Origin of the sequence: Marinobacterium iners DSM 11526, assembly GCF_900107855.1 — a bacterium.
In the GTDB taxonomy this organism is placed as follows: Bacteria; Pseudomonadota; Gammaproteobacteria; order Pseudomonadales; family Balneatricaceae; genus Marinobacterium; species Marinobacterium iners.
In genome coordinates this window covers 106,912-122,176 of the sequence record NZ_FNRJ01000002.1, presented here as the reverse complement: position 1 = coordinate 122,176, position 15,265 = coordinate 106,912, and the positions used below count along the sequence as shown (strand labels likewise).

The window sequence follows — 15,265 nt, the reverse complement described above, 5'->3', positions numbered from 1 at the left end:
CATGTGCCCGGCGCACACTCCGGATGCTTGACGTTTTTCAGCGTCCTACGCCGTAATAGGTAAATCCAAGCTGGCGCAGGTAGTCCGGCTCGAACAGGTTGCGACCATCAACAATCAGCGGTGTTTGCATCAGCTGCAGCAGGCGCTCATAGTCCGGAGAACTGTACAGGGGCCATTCGGTTAGCAGCAGCAGCGCATCGGCCTGCTGTGTTGCTGTGTAGGGGTCTTGATGCAGTGTGAGTCCGGTGCTTTGCCCCAATTCGCTCTGAAGGGCACTCAGTGCTTCGGGATCATGCACCTGAACCTGTGCTTCCTGTGCCAGCAGGGCACGAATGACGCGCAATGACGGCGCGTTATCCACGCTGGCGACCCCAGGCTTGAATGCGCAGCCCCAGATGGCGATGCGTCGACCGCGCAGATCACACCGATAGTGCTGCCAGAGTTTGCGGAAAGGCAGCTCTTTCTGACGCTCGTTTTCATTCAGCACGGTGTTGAGCAGGGTTGAGTGGCGGGTTTCTGCCAGGATGTCGGCCAGTCCCTCAATATACTGGGTGAAATGGTGGCCACCAAAACCGCAGCCCGGGGACAGATAATGCTGGCCAATGCGCTTGTCACTGCTCATGCCCTGTCGTACCACTTCAATATCCACGTCAAGGCGGTCTGCCAGGTTGGCCAGCTCATTGATATATCCAAGGCGCAGGGCAAGCATCCCGGAGATAGCAAACTTGCTGAACTCGGCCTCCCGTCGACTCATCCACTGAATCTGCTGCAGGCGAGAAGAAAACGGTCGCAGCAGAGCCTGTAGCCGCAGGCGCGCAGCATCATCCTCGCACCCTACAAGCAGCGTATCGGGAGTTGCAAACTGCTGCAGTGCCTGTCCCTGCTGTAGAGTATCTGGCAGGCAGACCAATGACTGCTGGCGGGCAGAATCAAGCAGGGCGTGCAGCCGGTCGCTGGCACCAATGCCGAAGTTGCTCTGATTGATCAGCACCAGGTTGTCCGGGCCCTGCTGGCTGAGATCACGACAGACGCTTTCGGCATGGCTGATATCGGAAGGGTGGGAGGCAAGCCAATGCCAAGGGGCCTGCAGTGCTTCCTGGTGGCTGCACAGTCGGATGTTGCCGGATGTCATGCCTGCTGCAAGGCTGTCCATCAGCCCGGGTTCGGCGCGATGGCTGCTTTCACCCGGAGCTGCTTGCTGCAGAAGTACGTGGTTCCCGGTGCGAGCAAGTTCGACGGCTGCCACCCAGGCACCCAGTTCGTCCCCCCATATCGCAATCAACATTCTGTACTCTCCCTGTCGCTCCATTGACCATGCAGCTGATTCAATACGCCTTCGGTCGCGATATCAAACCGGTCAGTCGTTGCCGGGGTGCCGATTATATCCAGCAGGCTGTTGGCCACCTGCTTGCCAAGCTCGACGCCCCATTGGTCGAAGGGATTGATGTTCCAGATGACAGACTGAACAAACACCTTATGTTCGTACAGGGCAATCAGAGCCCCCAGTGACGCGGGTGTCAGCTCGTCCAGCAGGATAAGTGTACTGGGCTGATTGCCCTGGTAGCGCTGCCAGGGCGTTGCATTGGATTGATCAACCGCAGCATCGCCCAGTGCCAGGACTCGTGCCTGTGCCAGGCAGTTTGCCAGTGTAAGACGGTGCTGAGATTGCAGGGCATCGCTCTGGTCGGCGTAGCGCCGTGCCGGAACAATAAAATCACACATGACCGCTTCACTTCCCTGATGCAGTAACTGGTAAAACGCGTGCTGGGCGTTGGGACCGATTTCACCCCAGAGCACCGGACAGGTGTGGTGTTCAATTCGATTTCCCTGTCGGTCGACGCTCTTGCCGTTGCTTTCCATCTCCAGCTGCTCAAGATAGGCGGGAAGGTGTGCCAGTCGGCCATCGTAGGGGAGAATGGCGTGGGCATGGATGCCAAGGAAGTTGATATTCCAGACTTCGGCCAGTGCCAACAGGACAGGCAAGTTGTGACTGAAGTGGGTGTGTCGAAAATGCATGTCCATGCGGTGAGCCCCGTCCAGCAGGGCTCGAAAACCGCTCATACCGATCCTGACAGCGATCGCCAGTCCAATAGTTGACCAAAGCGAATAGCGTCCTCCGACCCAGTCGCGAAAATGAAGCTGGTTCTCAACAGGAATGCCCCAGGCCTCTGCACGTGGCGCATTGGCGGTTACAGCAATGAAATGGCGTCGAGCAAGCAGCTCAGTGGTGAGGCCGCTGGCACGGATAAGCCAGTCCAGTGCCGTCGCGGCGTTGGCGAGGGTGTCGGCGGTGGAAAATGACTTGGATGAAACAACAAACAGGGTGCGGGCCGGATCAAGCTGGTCCAGCAGGCCTGAAATCTGGCTGCCATCCATGGACGATATGAAATGGGTTGTGATCTGGCGTGCTTCCGGTGCTTGAAAGCCGTCCAGTGCGCGGCAGACCATCATTGGACCCAAGTCTGATCCGCCGACTCCTACATTGACCAATGTGTCGATCGGTTCGCCGCTAAAACCGCGCCATTGGCCCTGATGTAGTTGTTCCACCAGGTGCTGCATGCGCTGGAGATCAGCCTGCACCAGTGTGACAAGGTCTTCCCCCTGATGTTCAAGCGTTGCTTCGGCGGGCAGCCGAAGGGCTGTGTGCAGTGCGGCGCGGTTTTCTGTGTGGTTGATGCGATCGCCCTTGAACAGGGACTCGATCCACTGTGCCAAGTCGCAGCTGTCAGCGAGTTGCAGCAACTGGGTCAGGGTATTCGTGGTCAGCCGTTGTCGGGACAGATCGAGCAGCAGCTCATCCTGACGAAAACTGAACCGGGAAAACCGGTCCTTTACCTGCAGCAGGTCGCGCAGGTGCAGAGAGGATTCAGTGGCGCAGAGCTGTTCCAGCTGTTGCCAAACCCTGTGCTTGTCCAAGGCGGCTCCTTGCATCTTTACTAATGAGTTGTTGGCAGCGGCTGCCAACCTGAGGCGCATCTTAGTCAGAAACGGCTTTCAGTTAAAGCACTGGTCCATGGCCGTTGCGTTCTGCCGGTGCGTCATACTGTCGTTTATGTGGTCTTAGCGTTACTATTCGCGCCTGTCCCTGACCTCTGACCTGGAGTCTGTCGAATGAAATGGTTCATCATCTCACTGGTAGTTGCCTCACTGATAGGCTCGGTCATGTGGGTGATGCCCAGCCCGCGACAGCGCTATCAGGCAAACCTCAGGCTCAAGGCACGTCAGTTGGGCATTCAGGTGCAGATGGCGCGGGTATCCCTGCCGCGAGCGCTTGGCGAGATGGAACCTGAAGTACGTACAATCCCGGCCTATCGTATTGCAAGAACCAATCTGGAGCGAGGTGAGCGCGACAACTGGAGTGGTTGGGAGGTGTTGCGCGTTGATACCCTGGATCACCTTGGCCTGATTGAAAACTGGAGCTGGAGCAAAGGACAGGGAACGCTGCAGCCGGAAGCGCTGGAGCGGTTAAACAGCCTGCTGGAGCAGCTGCCGGATGACGTGCTGGGTGTTGAGTCAACTCCGCTCAGTTTAACGTTCTACTGGGATGAGCGTGGCGACGAGACACGTTTGGATCTATTGTATCGCCTGGCTCAGCCAATGTTGGAGCAGAAAATCTGATAGCGATGACGCTGGGTAGAGGGGTTGAACGAGAAGCGGCTTCAGGGCTGTTTTTCATTCAGGTAATCGTCCAGTGACTCTGCAAGGGCGCCGGCTCCCCAGTTGCGTTTGGGCTGAATTCTGTCGATTTCAGCTTGTAGCTCATCCAGGCGTGGCTGCTTCTGTCGTTGCGGTGCGGTAGCCCGAACGAGAACCGCCTTGGCGTGTTTCAGGTGAGAAAGGGCCGCAAGCTTGTCACCGGATTCAATCAATCTGGACGCCTGATACTGGTGGGCGTCGGCCACCAACGATACGTTAAGCCAGTACAGCTCTGTTTGATATGTACGGGCAAGCTGACCGGTCATCTTGCCGGCCTGTGCCATCTGCACGATCAGCTTTTCCGCAAAATTGATGTAAATCTGGGCCCGTTTGACGGCTCGGTCACTGTTGAACCGGCTTTTGTCAGGCTTGCTGCGGTCACTGCTTTCTTTCAGTTTGCTGATTTCGGACATCAGTTCGGAGTCCGGTGCCAGCAGGCTGATCTCCTCGATAAGCGCCATCGCATGCTGGTTGAGCTTGTCGATAATATCCTGCCGGCAGCCGCTTTCTTTCAGAATGGCCAGGGCGTGCAGGGTGTGCTCCGCCTGTGTTTGCAGCCAGCTCAGCCTTTCTCGGCGCGCTTCGGTCTGCTGTTCGCGCGTGGTGACCACATAGTTGATCGCCAGCGCCAGAATACCGACTCCGGCGATGAGGATTACAAGATACAGGTTGTCTCCAAGCATGGTGTTTGGCACTCTGAAAAGAGATGTTAATTATAGGATGGTGTGTACATGAATTGTAAGGCATCCGCGTGCGGACTGGTATCGCCGGTCTCAGACACTGCTTGACGCTGGCAGCACCACCCCTTATATATGCTCGCAGTTTCTGAGTTGCCCGTTCTAAAAAGGATCCGTATCTCATGGGAAAAACCCTAGTCATTGTCGAATCACCGGCAAAGGCCAAAACGATCAACAAGTATCTGGGCAGCCAGTATGTTGTCAAATCGAGTGTGGGTCATATTCGCGACCTGCCAACCAGCGGCAGTGCCAGCAAGAGCGATCCCAAGGAACGGGCGCGTCAGGCAGCCTTGACGCGCAAAATGTCGCCGGATGAGAAGGCGGTCTATAAAAAGCGCAAGTCTCAGGAGCAACTGGTAGCGCGTATGGGGGTCGATCCCGAGCATGACTGGGAAGCCCACTACGAAATTCTTCCCGGCAAGGAAAAGGTCGTTGAAGAGCTGCGCAAGCTCGCCAAAAACGCTGATGAAATCTACCTCGCAACGGACTTGGACCGCGAAGGGGAGGCGATTGCCTGGCATTTGCGCGAGGCGATCGGCGGTGATGACAGTCGATTCCGGCGCGTAGTTTTTAACGAAATTACCAAGAAGGCGATTCAGGAGGCGTTTTCCCAGCCGAGTGATCTGGACCTTAACCGTGTCAACGCCCAGCAGGCACGGCGTTTTCTGGACCGTGTTGTGGGCTATATGCTGTCACCTCTGCTGTGGGAGAAGATCGCCCGTGGCCTCTCGGCCGGACGGGTACAGTCCGTTGCCGTGCGCCTGATCGTCGAACGTGAACGCGAAATCCGTGCCTTCATACCTGATGAATACTGGGAAGTGCATGCCGACTCGGAAACACAGGCCCAGCAGGCGTTGCGGCTTCAGGTCAGCAAATATGCAGGCAAGACATTCCGTCCAGAGAGTCAGGCCGAAACCGAGACCCATCTGGAACGCCTTCGCAACGGTGCACTGGCTGTACGTGCGCGCGAAGACCGCCCCACCAGCAGCAAGCCGTCGGCGCCATTCATTACCTCTACACTGCAACAGGCTGCCAGTACGCGGCTGAGCTTTGGCGTCAAGAAAACCATGATGATGGCCCAGCGGTTGTATGAAGCGGGCTATATCACCTACATGCGTACCGACTCGACTAACCTAAGTGCCGAAGCGGTGGAAGCGTGCCGTGAGTTTATTGCTGAACAGTACGGCAAGGAGTACCTGCCGGAAGAGCCGGTCAGCTACTCAAGCAAGGAAGGGGCACAGGAGGCGCACGAAGCGATTCGGCCTTCTGATGTAAATCTGACGGTTGATGCTCTCAAGGGCATGGAGCCGGATGCCCAGCGCCTGTATGACCTGATTCGGCGTCAGTTCCTGGCTTGTCAGATGATGCCTGCACTGTACACGAGTACCCGTATTACCGTTGAAAGTGGTGTTTACGAGCTTACTACCAAAGGTCGTATTCTGCGTTTTGACGGTTATACTCGCGCGTTGCCGGCCAAGGGGCGCAGTGACGAAGATGTCATTCTGCCGGATGTAGCGCAGGGCGAAGTGCTGGAGCTCAAGTCGCTGGACCCGAAGCAGCACTTTACCAAGCCGGCACCACGCTACAGCGAAGCCAGTCTGGTCAAGGAGCTTGAAAAGCGTGGTATTGGTCGTCCTTCCACGTATGCCTCCATCATTTCAACAATTCAGGATCGCGGCTATGTACAGGTGCAGGGGCGTCGTTTCTATGCCTGCAAAATGGGTGACATTGTCACCGAGCGATTGAACGAGAATTTCTCCGATCTGATGGATTACAGTTTCACCGCGCGTATGGAGCAGCGTCTTGATGACGTGGCGCAGGGTGAGGTGAACTGGAAGGAGCTGTTGAATCAGTTCTACAGCGGCTTTACCGACAAGCTGCAGGAGGCACAAAGTGCTGACCACGGCATGAGGCCCAACAGCCCGACGCCGACAGATATTGATTGCCCCGAATGCGGTCGCAAGATGATGATCAGAACGGCAAGTACGGGCGTGTTCCTGGGCTGCTCTGGCTATAACCTGCCGCCCAAGGAGCGCTGTAAGTGCACCATCAACCTGATACCTGGCGACGAAGTGGTCAGTGTGGATGGGGATGATGAAGAAGAGTCCCGCATCTTGCGCAACAAACATCGTTGCAAGCTGTGTGATGCGGCGATGGACTCCTACCTGATCGATGAGAAGCGCAAGTTGCACGTGTGCGGCAACAATCCCGACTGTCCTGGTTTCGAGGTTGAACAGGGTAGCTTCAGGATCAAGGGCTATGATGGGCCCAGTATCGAATGCGACAAGTGTGGCTCCGAAATGCAGCTAAAGACCGGTCGTTTCGGCAAGTTTTTCGGCTGCACCAATAGCGAGTGCAAGAATACGCGCAAACTGCTGAAAAGCGGTGAGCCGGCGCCTCCCAAAATGGATCCGGTACCAATGCCGGAACTGCAGTGCGAAAAGGTTGAAGATACCTACGTACTGCGTGATGGTGCCAGCGGCCTGTTCCTGGCGGCGAGTCAGTTTCCGAAAAAACGGGAAACGCGTGCGCCGCTGGTGGCTGAGCTGGTGCCGCACCGTGATGAGATCGATCCCAAATACGCCTATCTGATGGATGCGCCGCAGAAAGACCCCGATGGTAATCCGGCAGTAATTCGTTACAGTCGGAAAACCAAAGAGCAGTATGTGATGACGGAAGTTGAGGGCAAGGCAACCGGCTGGAAAGCGTTCTACCGTGACGGGCGCTGGCAGGAAGAGCAGGGACGTAAGCGCTGAGCGTGAGACCGAGACCGTCGGCGCATTCAATGGAGTACAGGTAATGAGTGATATCTATGCGGTTCGTACCAATCAGAAGCTGAATTTTGCGCGCCTGCATATCAAGGCGCTGGAGCAGGCGGAAGAGGCCTCACAGTGGAGCAAGCATGCCAGAATCGAGTCCTATCATGAGTCGATCCTGTTCTTCATGGCAAGTGGATACTCGGCGCTGTTGCGCGAGATTGCAGAAAACTACAATCTCGATGTGGATCGGATCCATCGCTTCACTGATCTGTCTGAGCAACTTGAAGTGACTGGTCAGGAATCCCCCGAAGTAACTGAGCTTGAACAGTTGGAGCGGGACAGAGGAAGTTGGCTGCACAAAATGCTGTCTGCTTATGAGGCCTGCTGGCAGGCGTCAGACTACCACCAGGCAAAAACCGAGGTAGACAGCAGCATTTCCGAAATTCATGTATTGCAGATCAACCCGGACCATTCGGAAGACAAGGATGTGTTGGCTGAATACAAGGCTTGGTTACAGGCGTTCCGTGAACTGATAGAACGCCTGCGTGCTGGCATGCAGGAGTGGTGATCAGGTCCGCACCAGAATGCCCAGTGCATCCCCCTGGCTTGCTGACTGATTGAGTTGATCGAGCGATGGTGCAGCACCGCTGCACCAAGCGATGACCGTGTGGCATGTGCCGGCAGCCAGTGCCCGTCCGCATAGCAGCTCGGTTTGATCGAGACTGCAGGTATTCAAGACCAGGATGTGACGTGTACAGGCGCCGGCCTGCTCCAGTGCCTTGCGGGTGATATCATGTGGCGGGTTAATCAGGACCAGCCAGCGGTCTTCACGACTCAAGCCTGCGATCATGGGCAGCAGCAGGGGCTGCAGGCAAACTGAGCTGTTATGCAGCAAAATCTCGGTGACCCGGCTCTCAACGCATTCACGTTTGCTGTGAGGGTTCGAGTTCGTTGCTGTTGCATGAATTGCAGACATGGCGAGTGACCTCTGTCAGTTGCCTTGCCGGATAACGCCAACACCCAGTCCTTCGATGATCAGTTCCTGTTCACTCAGGTCTACCTCGATCGGGCTGAAGTCTTCGTTTTCGGCAATAAGAAAGACTTTGCGGCCATCACGCTTAAAGCGCTTGACCGTTACTTCGTCGCCGATCCGTGCGACCACAACCTGCCCGTCCCGGGCCTCTCGGGTTTGATGTACGGCGAGCAGGTCGCCATCCATGATTCCGATGTTTTTCATGCTCATCCCCTTGACCCGCAGCAGGTAGTCAGCGCGGGGGTGGAAGAAGTCTGCCGAGATGGTGCAGTGGTCCTCGACATGCTCCTGTGCCAGGATGGGTTCACCTGCTGCCACTTGACCAATAACGGGCAGGCCTTCGGTATCCGGTTGCTCGGCTTCCGGCAAGCGAATGCCTCTTGATGTGCCCTTGGTCAGTTCGATGGCGCCTTTGCGGGCCAGTGCCTTCAAGTGTTCTTCAGCCGCATTGGCTGACTTGAATCCCAGTTCGCGTGCAATATCGGCTCGGGTGGGCGGGTAGCCTGTTGTTTCGATATGTTTGCGAATGCATTCCAGTACTTCAGTCTGGCGATTGGTCAATTTCATGGCATCTGTTCCCTATCCGGTTACTGTGATTCTATACAGTGAATGAGCAGGGTCAAGCATTTTTCTGTTTATATATCCAGTATCTTGCTAGAATCGCCACACAGATCGGATGAGGATTGAGCGTGCTGAGCGAGGTGCAAAAAAAAGAGATCCAGGAGGCCTACAGTCGCTTCCTGAAGAGTCGTGGCCTGACTGCACGACCGGCACAGAAGCAGATGATCGCAGCCGTGGCGCGAACCCTTGCAGCGGCTGCTGTTCCACGCAGTGAAACGGATGATCTGCATCCCGCCGTGGGTGTTGTTGAAGCCGGAACCGGTACCGGCAAGACGATCGCCTATCTGTTGGCGGCCATCCCCTTGGCTCGGGCTCAGGAGTGCAGGTTGGTGCTGTCTACGGCAACCGTGGCGCTGCAGGAACAGCTCATCAACAAGGATCTGCCCGAAGTTGAAGCGCATACAGGCCTGCCAATGCGCTACCGGCTTGCGAAAGGGCGAGGGCGTTACCTTTGCCTGAACAAGGTGGAAGGCCATCTTGAACAGCAGGGCCTGCTGGGCCAGATGGCGTTATATGAAGATGAGGCAGCTGAAAAGCTGCCCGATGATGTGCTGCAACTGTATCAGCAGTTGATGGACAGCTATGCCTCAGGTCAGTGGGACGGGGATCGTGATGCACTTGCAGATGAAGTGGATGATGCCATCTGGCGGCCATTGACCAGTGATCACATGCAGTGCAGCAACCGCCGTTGTCTGAATTTCAGTGCCTGTCCTTTCTACCGGGCTCGTGACCGGTTGGAAGAGGCAGACGTGATTGTTGCCAACCACGACCTGGTGCTGGCCGATCTTGCGCTTGGTGGCGGAGCCATCCTGCCCGAGCCAGAAAAAACCATCTATATCTTCGATGAAGGACATCACCTGGCTGACAAGGCGAGTGGTCACTTTGCTTTTGGTGCAAGGCTTGAGGGCAGTCGTCGATTACTGAAATCTGCACAAAAGCAGCTGACTCAGTTGGTGACAGAGACCGGTTCACCGGTGCAATTGGCAGATCCGGTAGAGCGACTGCATCGTCCTTTTGAAGAGATGGGGCTTGCGCTTGAGCAGCTTGAGCTGCTGCTGCGGCCACTGTTTGCCGAGAGCGTCAAAGACCGCTATCGCTTTGCACAAGGGCGGGTACCCGACCCACTGCTGGAGCCCTGCTTCAGCCTTGGTCAGGCGGCCGACCGAGCGCAGCAGCATCTTGAGCAGGTCGTCGATTTGCTCAAGGAGGCGATGGAAGGTGGTATTGCCGATATCCCCCGTGCAGTTGCCGAGCGATGGTTTCCCCAAATTGGCAGTTTGTTGGGGCGTGTGCAGCAGATAGCGTGGCTGGCACATGCCTATGCGCGGCCGGACCCGGAAGGTAGCTCGCCCACTGCACGATGGATCAATCGGATCGAGAGTCCTGCCGGTGAAGACCTTGAGCTTAGAAGTGCACCTGTTTCTGCGGCTGATACCCTCTCGGAACACCTCTGGAAAGTCTGTCATGCTGCCGTGATAACCTCTGCAACATTGACGGCATTGGGTCGCTTCGATCAGCTGTTTTCAGCGTTGGGGCTGTCGCCACAAACATCGGCACTGCGTCTGAACAGCCCGTTTGATTACGCCAATTGTGGTGTGTTGCAGGTGCCGGCGATGCGAACCGATCCGGGGCAGCCTGATGCACATACCGATGAGGTACTGGAATATCTCAATACCGAGTTGAAGTCGGTTGCCGCGGCGCTGGTGCTGTTCAGTTCATGGCGCCAAATGCGCTCGGTGCTTGATCAACTCGATGAATCCATTAAAAATAGTGTGCTGGCACAAGGGCAGTACAGCAAGCAGGAAACGCTGCGCCTGCACCGCGAACGCGTGGATGAAGACAAACGCAGTATCATCTTCGGCCTTGCCTCCTTTGCGGAGGGGGTCGATCTGCCGGGGCGGTATCTAACCGATGTTTTTATCACCAAGCTGCCGTTCAGTGTCCCGGATGATCCGGTAGATGCTACCATGGCGGAATGGATAGAGCAGCGTGGTGGTAACGCCTTCACCGACTGGACAGTGCCGGCTGCCTCGATGCGACTGACGCAGGCCGTAGGGCGACTGCTGAGAACGGAACAGGATCGAGGGCGGGTGGTACTGCTGGACCGGCGTGTAGTAACGCGCCGTTACGGTCGACAACTGCTGGATTCCTTGCCTCCTTTCCGGCGCGAAATCAACTGACAATCTGAATGGATCCGATTTTGAGTACTGAAGAGAAACAGAGTACAGCCACGGCAACCTCAGAGCCCAAAAATAACAGCAATCGCCCACGTCGGCGCCGTCGTTCGCGCAAGCCGCGCGATACAGGTCGCCAGTCCGGCTGGAGCCCGGTCAAGTTCAATGTTCCTGTTGCTGAAGGCAAGCGCCGCTTCCATGATTTCGGCTTGCCGGACGTCTTAATGCGTGCGATTGCCGACTTGGAATTTCAATACTGCACGCCGATTCAGGCAGCGACGATCCCGCATGCGCTTAACGGTCGAGACTTGATCGGCAAGGCGCAAACGGGTACCGGCAAAACAGCGGCGTTCCTGATCGGCATTATGACCGACCTGTTGGACTACCCGCTGGAAAGCAATCGGAAGCTGGGTGAGCCGCGTGTTCTGATCATTGCGCCTACTCGAGAGTTGGCACTTCAAATCGCCTCCGATGCCGAGGCTCTGGGCAAGTATACTGATCTGTCCACTGTATCACTGGTTGGTGGCATGGATTACGAGAAGCAGCGTAAGGATCTGGCCGCCAGGCCGGTCGACATTCTGGTGGCGACACCGGGGCGCTTGATCGATTTCGTGCGCTCCCGCGAAGTTGATCTGTTCAATGTGGAAGTGCTGGTACTGGATGAAGCGGACCGCATGCTCAGCATGGGTTTTATCCCGGATGTCAGAACCATTATTCGCAGTACGCCGCGTAAGGGTGAAGAGCGGCAAACGTTGCTGTACAGCGCGACCTTTACCGACGATGTAATGCGACTGGCAGAGCAGTGGACGCACAATCCGGTCACCATCGAGATCGAAAACGAGCGCAAAACCACTGATAATGTGGCACAGAAGGTATTTTTGGTATCCAGTCATGAAAAATACCAGTTGCTGCGTAACTATCTGCGCGTCAATGGCATTGATCGTGCGATCGTTTTTGGCAACCGCCGTCATGAAACCCGTGCGCTGGCAGACCGGCTCTGTAAGGACGGTATCAAGGCAGCCTTGATGTCGGGCGAAATTCCTCAGAACAAGCGTCTGCGGACATTGGAAGATTTCCGCAGTGGCAAGATCGAAGTATTGGTGGCGACCGATGTAGCGGGGCGGGGTATCCATATCGATGGCGTTACCCACGTAATCAACTACCAGCTGCCCGAAGATGCCGATGATTATGTGCACCGTATTGGTCGCACCGGTCGTGCCGGTCTGAGTGGGACATCAATCTGCTTTGCCTGTGAAGATGACTCATTTCTGATCCCCGATATCGAGCGAGAAACCGGCGTCAAGCTCGAATGTATACATCCAGATGCAGAGCTGTTGAAACCACTGGCGGAAGTAGATCGAGATATTGCTGACAGGGTTGTAGCCTCGCCGGAGCCGGAAAATGCTCAGGCAGAGATACAGGAGGCACCTGCTGATGTGGTCGCTGAAACCGCTGCTGATTCGGAGCAAGAGGCGGCTCAGCCGCAGAGTATAGCTGCAGATGATCGCCAGTCTGATGCGAGTGCGCAGGTCGATGCTACCGATGTCGCTGAAGCAGAATCTGAATCTGAATCTGTAGCGGACAGCGAAGCCGAAGAGCAGAAACACTGAAAACGGACCGGGTCATGAGTGACAGACACAACCTGAAACGAATCAGTTCGGTGCTGGGTATTGTGCTCAGCGCCTTTTTTGCCGCTATTGCGGTGGCGGGCTACCAGCGAACCGGTGACCTCCTGCAGCTGTTTCTGTTTCTGTTGCTTGCAGGGCTCGCGTATGCGGTGGTCAAGCTGTTGTTCTTCGGTATAGGCCGACTGCTCGACAAGCTGGACCCTTCTTGATTGGATCGACCGGGGAGTGTAGCCACTCCTCTTCTAGGAGATAGCATGCAGAATCAGTCACCTGTTGCCGTTCTTGGTGGCGGCAGCTTCGGCACAGTGCTGGCAAACCTGATGGCTGAAAAGGGGCTTGATGTCAGGCTCTGGATGCGTAATGAACAGGCGGTTGACGAAGTCAATGCGCATCATCGCAACAGTCGTTACCTGCCAGGAGTTGATCTGGCGCCAGGGCTCAGAGCGACCACCGACCTGCAGGAGGCGTTGAGCGGAACCGAAGCGATATTTATTGCCATCCCGAGTAGTGCTTTCAGAACAGTAGTGCGCCAGGCTGTGCCATTTTTGCGGCCGGAGCAGCTTCTGGTCAGTACTACCAAGGGGGTTGAGTCAGTGACCTTCTGTTTGATGAGTCAAATCATTGAACAGGAGTTTCCGGGTGCCCGAGTGGGGGTGCTCAGTGGTCCCAATCTGGCTAAGGAGGTCGCCCGCAAGCAATTGACCGCAACAGTCATTGCCAGCACAGATGGCCTGCTTCGCGAGCGGGTGCAGGCTCTGCTCCATACATCCTTTTTCCGTGTGTACGCCAGTACCGATACCTACGGTGTTGAGCTTGGTGGCACTTTGAAAAACATCTATGCCATCGCGGCAGGCCTTAGTGCGGCCTTGGGTATGGGTGAAAACACCAAAAGCATGTTGATGACGCGCAGTTTGGCCGAAATGAGCCGATTTGCTGTAAGTCTTGGAGCCAATCCGTTTACCTTTCTGGGTCTGGCGGGGGTTGGTGACCTGATTGTTACCTGTATGTCACCCCTGAGTCGCAACTATCGAGTGGGCTACGCACTGGGCGAGGGCAAAAGCCTGGAGCAGGCGGTCGAGTCTCTTGGTGAAGTTGCAGAGGGTGTCAATACCCTCCGGATTGTCAAAGAAAAAGCGGAAGAGCTGGAAATCTATATGCCACTGGTCAGTGGTCTCTATGAGGTGGTGTTCAATGCGGCACCGGTGAAAGAGGTCGCGCGGGGCATGATGCTGAATGTGCAGAGCACCGATGTGGAGTTTGTATTGCCGCGACAGGAGCAGGGATGAAGCTGCTTTTGCTGCGACATGCACAAGCGGTAGCCGGTGGAGATCTTGATCCTGACCGGGTGCTGACGCCCGTGGGTGAGCGACAGGCGGCTGCCATGGCTTCTCGGGTTGTCAATATGCTGCCTGGAGCCTGTATCGTTACCAGTCCATGGCGACGGGCGCAACAAACCGCTGAAATCATGGCTCAAGGGCTGGGTGCTCGGTTGGTACTGAATGATTCGCTGACAGCCAAGGGTAATGCTCCTGTAGCTGCGACAGCCCTTGAACCGTATTTCTCGGATCAAGGGTCACTCATTGTGGTCACCCATCAGCCGCTTTGTGGTCAGTTGATCAGCTGGCTTACGGACGGAAATCTGTATGGGCAGGTGGTATCGCCCTGCAGCGGTGCACTGCTGGAGCTTGATTGGCCGGCTCGGGGTATGGCCAGGCTGCTGAACGGGTGTGATGGTGCCGTGCAGGGAGATGATCATGCAGGCAGATGAACTCAGATTTGAAGTGAACGGCCATCTGATAGCGGCACGGGCAACCGGCCCTGAAGACGGGCTGCCTGTTTTGGCGCTGCATGGATGGCTGGATAATGCAGCTACTTTCAAGGCGCTTGAGCCGGCGCTTGAGGGTGTGCGATTGGTGGCGCTGGACCTGATGGGGCACGGTTTTTCCGACCATCGTCCCGCCAGCATGCCTTACTACATCTGGGATAACCTGTCAGATGTGGTAGCGGTTGCCGACGAGCTCAACTGGCAGACGTTTCATCTGCTGGGGCACTCCATGGGAGCCAGTATCAGCAGTCTTCTCGCCGGTGCCATGCCTGAGCGGGTCGAGAGCCTGATTCTACTTGAGGGGCTGGGGCCTCTGGTGGATGCACCGACAGACCTTCCGGAGCAGATGGCGCAGGCAATCCGCAGGCGCAGTCGTCGCAATCGTAAACCTCGGTTCTATGCCAGTATTGAAGAAGCCGTAGCTGCTCGGATCAATGGTCGCTTTCCGGTTGGGGAACAGGCAGCGCGCTGGCTGGTCGAACGTTCCATAGTCCATACTGCAAGGGGGTTTCGCTGGCGCAGTGATCCAGCCCTTAACCTGCCCTCCGTATTACGGATGAGTGAAGAGCAGGTAAGAGCGTTCCTGCTGCGTATCAGTTGCCCGTCACTGCTGGTGCTGGGCACCGGAGGAGTGGCAACCGATTTGACCCAGGCAAGAGCTGGCTGCATTAATGGACTGCAACGGCTAACCCTTGAAGGAGGGCATCATCTGCACCTGGAGCAGGGTGTAAGCGAGACAATAGCACAGGCCATCAACCGTTTTTACGCAGCGCTCTGAACCCCGCGCGGCGC

13 protein-coding genes and 1 pseudogene are annotated in these 15,265 nt (G+C 56.3%); 9 read left to right on the top strand and 5 right to left on the bottom strand.

Annotated elements, in window-relative coordinates; all coding sequences use genetic code 11:
- Positions 1–37: 37 nt before the first annotated feature.
- Entirely contained in the window at positions 38–1,285 is a 1,248-nt protein-coding gene (locus tag BLV48_RS03520) for a UDP binding domain-containing protein (RefSeq protein ID WP_091823185.1), read from the bottom strand.
- Positions 1,279–2,916: a glucose-6-phosphate isomerase gene (pgi, locus tag BLV48_RS03515; RefSeq protein WP_254774960.1), complete on the bottom strand. Its 1,638-nt coding sequence runs from the start codon at positions 2,914–2,916 to the stop codon at positions 1,279–1,281. Before pgi ends, BLV48_RS03520 begins: the two co-directional genes overlap by 7 nt.
- Before the next feature lie 195 nt (positions 2,917–3,111).
- Between pgi and BLV48_RS03510 the strand changes: the two genes are divergently transcribed.
- Entirely contained in the window at positions 3,112–3,618 is a 507-nt protein-coding gene (locus BLV48_RS03510; RefSeq protein ID WP_091823178.1) for a hypothetical protein, read from the top strand.
- 41 nt (positions 3,619–3,659) lie between these two features.
- Here the strand turns inward: BLV48_RS03510 and BLV48_RS03505 are convergent, their stop codons facing one another.
- A complete protein-coding gene (locus BLV48_RS03505; protein ID WP_091823175.1) occupies positions 3,660–4,379 on the bottom strand; it encodes a DNA topoisomerase I in 720 nt (239 codons plus the stop codon).
- Positions 4,380–4,555: 176 nt separating this feature from the next.
- On the opposite strand from BLV48_RS03505, the gene topA reads away from it, so the two are divergent.
- Both topA and BLV48_RS03495 read left to right on the top strand, forming a co-directional pair.
- Positions 4,556–7,189 carry a type I DNA topoisomerase gene (gene topA, locus BLV48_RS03500; RefSeq protein WP_091823171.1) on the top strand — a complete coding sequence of 878 codons (2,634 nt, stop codon included), beginning with the start codon at positions 4,556–4,558 and terminating at the stop codon, positions 7,187–7,189.
- Between the two features lie 43 nt (positions 7,190–7,232).
- Positions 7,233–7,760, top strand: a complete 528-nt coding sequence (locus tag BLV48_RS03495; protein ID WP_091823168.1) for a DUF6586 family protein — start codon at positions 7,233–7,235, stop codon at positions 7,758–7,760.
- On the opposite strand, the gene BLV48_RS03490 is transcribed toward BLV48_RS03495, so the two are convergent.
- Together BLV48_RS03490 and lexA are read right to left on the bottom strand one after the other, a co-directional pair.
- On the bottom strand, positions 7,761–8,168 hold the full coding sequence (locus tag BLV48_RS03490) for a SulA-like leucine-rich domain-containing protein (protein WP_091823165.1): 408 nt from the start codon (positions 8,166–8,168) through the stop codon (positions 7,761–7,763). It abuts the gene before it with no gap.
- Positions 8,169–8,183: 15 nt separating this feature from the next.
- Complete coding sequence (lexA, locus tag BLV48_RS03485) at positions 8,184–8,792, bottom strand: transcriptional repressor LexA (protein WP_091823162.1); 609 nt, start codon at positions 8,790–8,792, stop codon at positions 8,184–8,186.
- A 122-nt stretch (positions 8,793–8,914) separates the two neighbouring features.
- Between lexA and dinG the strand changes: the two genes are divergently transcribed.
- From dinG to BLV48_RS03455, 6 genes and pseudogenes are all read left to right on the top strand, one after another.
- Positions 8,915–11,026 (top strand): ATP-dependent DNA helicase DinG, encoded by a 2,112-nt coding sequence (gene dinG, locus BLV48_RS03480; protein WP_091823159.1) that lies wholly within the window; start codon positions 8,915–8,917, stop codon positions 11,024–11,026.
- A gap of 8 nt (positions 11,027–11,034) precedes the next feature.
- A pseudogene (rhlB, locus tag BLV48_RS03475) lies at positions 11,035–12,357 on the top strand (ATP-dependent RNA helicase RhlB); the annotation flags it as partial.
- A 287-nt stretch (positions 12,358–12,644) separates the two neighbouring features.
- Positions 12,645–12,857: a hypothetical protein gene (locus BLV48_RS03470; protein WP_091823153.1), complete on the top strand. Its 213-nt coding sequence runs from the start codon at positions 12,645–12,647 to the stop codon at positions 12,855–12,857.
- A 45-nt stretch (positions 12,858–12,902) separates the two neighbouring features.
- On the top strand, positions 12,903–13,934 hold the full coding sequence (locus tag BLV48_RS03465) for an NAD(P)H-dependent glycerol-3-phosphate dehydrogenase (protein WP_091823150.1): 1,032 nt from the start codon (positions 12,903–12,905) through the stop codon (positions 13,932–13,934).
- Complete coding sequence (locus BLV48_RS03460; RefSeq protein WP_091823147.1) at positions 13,931–14,416, top strand: SixA phosphatase family protein; 486 nt, start codon at positions 13,931–13,933, stop codon at positions 14,414–14,416. The genes BLV48_RS03465 and BLV48_RS03460 overlap by 4 nt, the downstream gene beginning before the upstream one ends.
- Complete coding sequence (locus BLV48_RS03455; RefSeq protein ID WP_254774959.1) at positions 14,403–15,251, top strand: alpha/beta fold hydrolase; 849 nt, start codon at positions 14,403–14,405, stop codon at positions 15,249–15,251. The genes BLV48_RS03460 and BLV48_RS03455 overlap by 14 nt, the downstream gene beginning before the upstream one ends.
- Positions 15,252–15,265: the final 14 nt, after the last annotated feature.